Below are 6,750 nucleotides of genomic sequence, written 5' to 3' on the forward strand. Positions count from 1 at the left end.
CGTCAAAAAAATGAACGAGTCGTTAAATGCCTCGGCCGCGCCGTCTACCGATCGACAAGACGGCCTAGGCCGAGCGATGTCTTTCACGGTGGGAGCGCGGGATGATGCACCGCATGCACCATCCCGCGGCGATGAACTGTTGCTGAACGGACGAGTACTGTCCTCTCCCACTCGCGCAACCGCTGCCGATTGACGCGGACCGGGCTCGCGACCGCGGCGGCCGCCTCACGCCGTCAGCGCCCGGCTGATCACGATGCGCTGCACGTCGCTGGTGCCCTCGTAGATCTGGCAGACCCGCACATCGCGGTAGATCTGCTCGACGGGATAGTCGGCCAGGTAGCCGTAGCCGCCATGGATCTGGATCGCGTCGGAGCAGACGGCTTCCGCCATCTCGGAGGCGAAGAGCTTGGCCATCGCCGCCTCCTTGAGGCAGGGCTGCCCGGCATCGCGCAGGCGCGCGGCGTTCAGGACCAGGAGGCGCGCGGCCTCGATCCGCGTCGCCATGTCGGCGAGCCGGAAGGCGACCGCCTGGTGCCCCGTCAGCGTCTGGCCGAAGGTCTCGCGCTCCTTCGCGTAGGCGAGCGCCGCCTCGAAGGCCGCCCGGGCCATGCCGACGGCCTGGGCGGCGATGCCGATGCGACCGCCCTCGAGATTCGAGAGCGCGATCTTCAGCCCCTCGCCCTCCTGGCCGAGTATCAGGTCGGGGGTCAGCTCCATGTCCTCGAACACGATCTGGGCGGTGTCGGAGCAGCGCTGTCCGAGCTTGTGCTCGATGCGCGCCACCTTGTAGCCGGGAGTCCTGGTCGGCACGATGAAGGCCGAGATGCCGCGTTTTCCCGCTTCCGGGTCGGTGACCGCGAACACGATGGCCAGATCCGCATTCGCCCCCGAGGTGATGAACTGCTTGGTGCCCGAGAGCACCCAGGCATTGCCGGAGCGCCGTGCCCGGGTCTTGAGGGCGGCGGCATCCGATCCGGCCCCCGGCTCGGTCAGGCAGAAGGCTCCGAGCTGCTCGCCGCGGGCGAGCGGGCCGAGGAACCGCGCCTTCTGCTCGTCGCTGCCGAATTTCAGGATCGGCATGCAGCCGACCGAATTGTGCACGCTCATCACCGTCGAGACCGCGCCGTCGCCGGCCGCCACCTCCTCGATGGCGAGCGCGTAGGCGACGTGGTCGGCAGCGGCACCGCCATGCTCCTCGGGTACCAGCATGCCCATGAAGCCGAGCGCGCCCATCTCGGAGATCGCCTCTCGGGGAAAGCGCGCCTCCCGGTCCCACTGGGCCGAGAACGGCTTCAGGCGCTCTTGCGCGAAGCTGCGGGCGGTGTCGCGGATCAGGATCTGGTCGTCGCTCAGCATCCTCGCGCTCCCTACTTCGCCTGCATGCGCAACGCGCCGTCGAGGCGGATGACCTCGCCGTTGAGCATCGGATTGTCGATGATCGCCATCGCCAGCTTGGCGTATTCCTCCGGCTTGCCCAGCCGCGACGGGAACGGCACCGCGGCGCCGAGGGAATCCTGCACCTCCTGCGGCAGGCCGCGCAGCATCGGCGTCTCGAAGATGCCGGGCGCGATGGCGCAGACCCGGATTCCGGCCGGCGCGAATTCCCGCGCCGCCGGCAGGGTCAGCCCGACGATTCCGGCCTTCGAGGAGGCATAGGCCGCCTGACCCACCTGGCCCTCATAGGCCGCGACCGAGGCGGTGGAGATGATGACGCCGCGCTCGCCCCCCTCCAGCGGGTCGAGCGCCAGGGCGCCTGCCGCCACGAGGCGCATCAGGTTGAAGCTGCCGATCAGGTTGACCTGGATCACCTTGGCATAGGCCGCGAGGTCGAGCGGGCCGTTGCGGCCGACGATCCGGCCGGCGGTCGCGACGCCGGCGCAATTGACCAGGATGCGGGCGGGCCCGTGCGCCTCCGCCGCCCGGGCGACCGCCGCCTCGGCGCTGCCTGCGTCGCCGACGTCGCAGCGGAGGGCGATGCCGCCGATCTCGCCGGCGATCTCGAGAGCCGCGCCCTCGTTGAGGTCGAGGAGCGCGACCTTTGCACCCGCCGCCGCCAGCGCCCGGCCGGTCGCCGCGCCGAGCCCCGATCCGCCGCCCGTGACGATGGCCGCTACGCCGTTGACCTTCATGCGCGTCCTCCCCGATCCTCGCCCCCACTCGACCGGTGGGTGACGGACCCTTGTCGCTTGCCGCCGATTCCGCATCACCCGTGACGGGGTGCCGACCGGTCTGCTAGGCGAAGGGCTCCTTGCGGCCCATCGCTATGGGCCGGGCCAGGCATCGTCAAGGCGCCGCCGCCTCAAGTGACGACAGCCGCCGGATCAACGCGGCATCGGGGGGAGAGACAGCATGAAGCCAGCCGGGCAGGGCGGGCCGCTCGCAGGGCTACGCATCGTCGAATTCGCCGGCATCGGCCCCGGCCCGTTCGCGGCCATGCTCCTCGCCGATATGGGCGCCGAGCTGATCCGGCTCGACCGGACAGGGGGAAGCGATCCCTATTCGAAGAACGTGGTGGCACGCGGCCGCCCGACCGTGACGGTCGACCTGAAGGACCCGGCCGATCTCGCCGGCACTCTCGCGCTGCTGGTGACGGCCGATGCCCTGATCGAGGGCTTTCGGCCTGGCGTGATGGAGCGGCTCGGACTCGGGCCGGAGGTGGTGCTCGCCCGCAATCCGCGCCTCGTCTACGGTCGCATGACCGGCTGGGGCCAGCAGGGGCCGCTGGCGAGGTCAGCCGGGCACGACATCACTTATCTGGCGATCACCGGCGCCCTCGCGGCGATCGGACCGGCCGAGCACCCGGTGCCGCCGCTCAACCTCGTCGGCGATTACGGCGGCGGTTCGCTCTACCTGGTGGCGGGCCTCCTCGCCGGCCTCATCTCGGCGGGCCGCACCGGGCAGGGCCAGGTCGTCGACGCGGCGATCTGCGACGGCGCCGCCTCGCTGATGGCGATGTTCTCGGAGTTGTCGTCACAAGGGCGCTGGAGCGACCGTCGGGAGGCGAACCTGCTCGATGGCGGCGCGCCCTGGTATCGCACTTACGCCTGCCGCGACGGCCGCCACATCGCCCTCGGGCCGCTCGAACCGCATTTCTACGCCCTCTTCCGCCGCCTCATTGGCCTCGAGTCCGACCCGGATTTCGACCGGCGCGACGATCCTGAGATATGGCCGGCGCTGAGGCGCAAGCTCGAAGCCGCGTTCCTGACGAAAACCCGTGACGAGTGGTGCCGCCTCTTCGAGGGAACGGATGCCTGCGTGGCGCCGGTCCTGACTCTCACGGAGGCCGCCGGTCACCCGCACCTCGCGGCGCGGCAAACCTTCGTGACCGTCGACGGCACGGTCCAGCCCGCACCGGCACCCCGGTTTTCCGGCACCCCCTCGGCGATCCGACCCCCGTCCGGGCCGCTCACCCTCGGCGAGGCGATCACCCGCTGGAGAGGGGAGGGGAGTTTTCGAAGCTGAGCCGGGAAAACGAGTGTTGACGGCGCCGGAAACGGGGCCTATACGACCACCCATCGGCGCCGGCCGCTCCCGCGGACCGGTCGCTGAGCCATCTTCGAGACAGTCCGGGCCGGCGAGCCTGACCTTGGTCAGGCGCTGGTCCCGTTGTTGCCGATGATGCCCCGGTTTCGATCGGGCCGCTCTTTGACAAGTACATACGAGAAAGAGAAGCGTGGACGGCGTCGTCCCTGCGGATCCTGCCTTCGGGTGGGATCGTGAGTAGGATGATGCTGATCTGACGTTTCGGTGCTCACACGATCAGGTGGAAACGCCGATCGGTCGTGAGCCTCCGTTTATGTTGTGATCAGCTATGATCAGCTCTTCAACTTGAGAGTTTGATCCTGGCTCAGAGCGAACGCTGGCGGCAGGCTTAACACATGCAAGTCGAGCGGGCCCTTCGGGGTCAGCGGCAGACGGGTGAGTAACGCGTGGGAACGTGCCCTTCGGTTCGGAATAACTCAGGGAAACTTGAGCTAATACCGGATACGCCCTTTTGGGGAAAGGCTTGACTGCCGAAGGATCGGCCCGCGTCTGATTAGCTAGTTGGTGAGGTTATGGCTCACCAAGGCGACGATCAGTAGCTGGTCTGAGAGGATGATCAGCCACACTGGGACTGAGACACGGCCCAGACTCCTACGGGAGGCAGCAGTGGGGAATATTGGACAATGGGGGCAACCCTGATCCAGCCATGCCGCGTGAGTGATGACGGCCTTAGGGTTGTAAAGCTCTTTTCTCCGGGACGATAATGACGGTACCGGAGGAATAAGCCCCGGCTAACTTCGTGCCAGCAGCCGCGGTAATACGAAGGGGGCTAGCGTTGCTCGGAATCACTGGGCGTAAAGGGCGCGTAGGCGGCTGATTTAGTCGAGGGTGAAAGCCCGTGGCTCAACCACGGAATGGCCTTCGATACTGGTTGGCTTGAGACCGGAAGAGGACAGCGGAACTGCGAGTGTAGAGGTGAAATTCGTAGATATTCGCAAGAACACCAGTGGCGAAGGCGGCTGTCTGGTCCGGTTCTGACGCTGAGGCGCGAAAGCGTGGGGAGCAAACAGGATTAGATACCCTGGTAGTCCACGCTGTAAACGATGAATGCTAGCCGTTGGTCTGCATGCAGGTCAGTGGCGCCGCTAACGCATTAAGCATTCCGCCTGGGGAGTACGGTCGCAAGATTAAAACTCAAAGGAATTGACGGGGGCCCGCACAAGCGGTGGAGCATGTGGTTTAATTCGACGCAACGCGCAGAACCTTACCATCCCTTGACATGGCATGTTAGGCGGAGAGATCCGTTGTCCTCTTCGGAGGCGTGCACACAGGTGCTGCATGGCTGTCGTCAGCTCGTGTCGTGAGATGTTGGGTTAAGTCCCGCAACGAGCGCAACCCACGTCCCTAGTTGCCATCATTTGGTTGGGCACTCTGGGGAGACTGCCGGTGATAAGCCGCGAGGAAGGTGTGGATGACGTCAAGTCCTCATGGCCCTTACGGGATGGGCTACACACGTGCTACAATGGCGGTGACAATGGGCAGCGAAGGGGCGACCTGGAGCGAATCCCCAAAAGCCGTCTCAGTTCGGATTGCACTCTGCAACTCGGGTGCATGAAGGCGGAATCGCTAGTAATCGTGGATCAGCACGCCACGGTGAATACGTTCCCGGGCCTTGTACACACCGCCCGTCACACCATGGGAGTTGGTCTTACCCGACGGCGCTGCGCCAACCGCAAGGGGGCAGGCGACCACGGTAGGGTCAGCGACTGGGGTGAAGTCGTAACAAGGTAGCCGTAGGGGAACCTGCGGCTGGATCACCTCCTTTCTAAGGATGCTGTCTGATGTGAGTTCGCTCACTCTCACGGCGTCGTTGGATCAAGGGTCCAGTCAGGACCCAATTGGCGGGACGCGCCGTCTTCGTTTCTCTTTCTCATCATCCGGACACGCTGGGCGGTACGCCAAGCGACGGGCCTGTAGCTCAGGTGGTTAGAGCGCACCCCTGATAAGGGTGAGGTCGGACGTTCGAGTCGTCCCAGGCCCACCAGGATCAGGTGACGATGCCCTGCCAGTGAGCGGCGTCCCACGGGGCTGTAGCTCAGTTGGGAGAGCGCGTGCTTTGCAAGCATGAGGTCGTCGGTTCGATCCCGTCCAGCTCCACCACCCTCCCCTGCCAATCGGCAGTGAGGTCGAGGGTCGTCCGGATCAAAGAGCTTCGCAACCATCGACGCAATCGCGGGTGGCTGCGGATATCTGACATCGTGAAGAGGGAATGTGCCCGGGCCGTTGCGAAAGCGGTCGGCCGGGGTGCGTTCGGCAAGCATAAGGCAGCGGTTTCGAAAGAACCTGCTGCCGGTCTTTATCGTGACCGTGGATGGTGGTGTGCCAAGCCTGCAAAGGCTTTCGCTCACCGCCGGACACCGATCATGAGAGCGATCAAGTGCCTTAAGAGCATCTGGTGGATGCCTTGGCGCTGAGAGGCGATGAAGGACGTGGTACGCTGCGATAAGCCTTGGGGAGCTGCGAACGAGCTTTGATCCGAGGATCTCCGAATGGGGAAACCCACCTTCAGCCACCGTATCGTAGGCTCAGGAGCGATCCTGGGTCTGCGCTACGATGGTTTGAGAAGGTATCAAATCCTGAATCCATAGGGGTTTGAAGCGAACCCGGGGAACTGAAACATCTCAGTACCCGGAGGAAAGGACATCAACGAGACTCCGTCAGTAGTGGCGAGCGAACGCGGACCAGGCCAGCGCCTGGCATGACGCTTACCGGAACGGCCTGGAATGGCCGGCAGGATGGGTGACAGCCCCGTACGGGACAAGCCAATGCCAGGACACGAGTAAGGCGGGACACGTGAAATCCTGTCTGAAGATGGGGGGACCACCCTCCAAGCCTAAGTACTCCTCAGCGACCGATAGCGAACCAGTACCGTGAGGGAAAGGTGAAAAGCACCCCGACGAGGGGAGTGAAACAGTTCCTGAAACCGGATGCTTACAAACAGTGGGAGCCCAAGATTCGTTCTGGGTGACTGCGTACCTTTTGTATAATGGGTCAGCGACTTAGAGTTACGAGCGAGCTTAAGCCGGTAGGCGAAGGCGCAGCGAAAGCGAGTCTGAACAGGGCGTTCAGTTCGTGGCTCTAGACCCGAAACCAGGTGATCTAGCCATGCGCAGGATGAAGGTGCGGTAACACGCACTGGAGGTCCGAACCAGTGCCCGTTGAAAAGGTCTTGGATGACGTGTGGTTAGGGGTGAAAGGCCAATCAAA

3 protein-coding genes, 2 tRNA genes and 2 rRNA genes (1 of these 7 only partly in view) are annotated in these 6,750 nt (G+C 64.7%); 5 read left to right on the forward strand and 2 right to left on the reverse strand.

The genetic code is table 11. The annotated features are described in order from the left end of the window. Nucleotides 1–225: 225 nt before the first annotated feature. Together AC3AOF_RS31240 and AC3AOF_RS31245 are read right to left on the reverse strand one after the other, a co-directional pair. Nucleotides 226–1,356 (reverse strand): acyl-CoA dehydrogenase family protein, encoded by a 1,131-nt coding sequence (locus tag AC3AOF_RS31240; protein WP_488349393.1) that lies wholly within the window; start codon nt 1,354–1,356, stop codon nt 226–228. A gap of 11 nt (nt 1,357–1,367) precedes the next feature. Continuing rightward, nucleotides 1,368–2,129: an SDR family NAD(P)-dependent oxidoreductase gene (locus AC3AOF_RS31245; RefSeq protein ID WP_488349394.1), complete on the reverse strand. Its 762-nt coding sequence runs from the start codon at nt 2,127–2,129 to the stop codon at nt 1,368–1,370. A gap of 220 nt (nt 2,130–2,349) precedes the next feature. On the opposite strand from AC3AOF_RS31245, the gene AC3AOF_RS31250 reads away from it, so the two are divergent. The 5 genes from AC3AOF_RS31250 to AC3AOF_RS31270 all read left to right on the forward strand — a co-directional run. Continuing rightward, nucleotides 2,350–3,462 carry a CaiB/BaiF CoA transferase family protein gene (locus AC3AOF_RS31250; protein ID WP_488349395.1) on the forward strand — a complete coding sequence of 371 codons (1,113 nt, stop codon included), beginning with the start codon at nt 2,350–2,352 and terminating at the stop codon, nt 3,460–3,462. 362 nt (nt 3,463–3,824) lie between these two features. Then, nucleotides 3,825–5,308, forward strand: a 16S ribosomal RNA gene (locus AC3AOF_RS31255). Between the two features lie 142 nt (nt 5,309–5,450). Further along, nucleotides 5,451–5,527: transfer RNA gene (locus tag AC3AOF_RS31260), tRNA-Ile, on the forward strand. Between the two features lie 40 nt (nt 5,528–5,567). Beyond that, nucleotides 5,568–5,643 (forward strand) — tRNA-Ala (locus AC3AOF_RS31265). Nucleotides 5,644–5,914: 271 nt separating this feature from the next. Beyond that, nucleotides 5,915–6,750, forward strand: a 23S ribosomal RNA gene (locus tag AC3AOF_RS31270); it runs 1,967 nt beyond the window's last position. The 16S and 23S rRNA genes sit together here with 2 tRNA genes alongside, the layout of an rRNA operon.

The organism is Methylobacterium sp. 142-1Y (assembly GCF_057747795.1).

What these genes read in the sequence shown, in the direction of transcription:
- AC3AOF_RS31250 (WP_488349395.1), top strand. Translation starts at nt 2,350, where the DNA reads ATGAAGCCAGCCGGGCAGGGCGGGCCGCTCGCAGGGCTACGCATCGTC.
- AC3AOF_RS31245 (WP_488349394.1), bottom strand. Translation starts at nt 2,129, where the DNA reads ATGAAGGTCAACGGCGTAGCGGCCATCGTCACGGGCGGCGGATCGGGG.
- AC3AOF_RS31240 (WP_488349393.1), bottom strand. Translation starts at nt 1,356, where the DNA reads ATGCTGAGCGACGACCAGATCCTGATCCGCGACACCGCCCGCAGCTTC.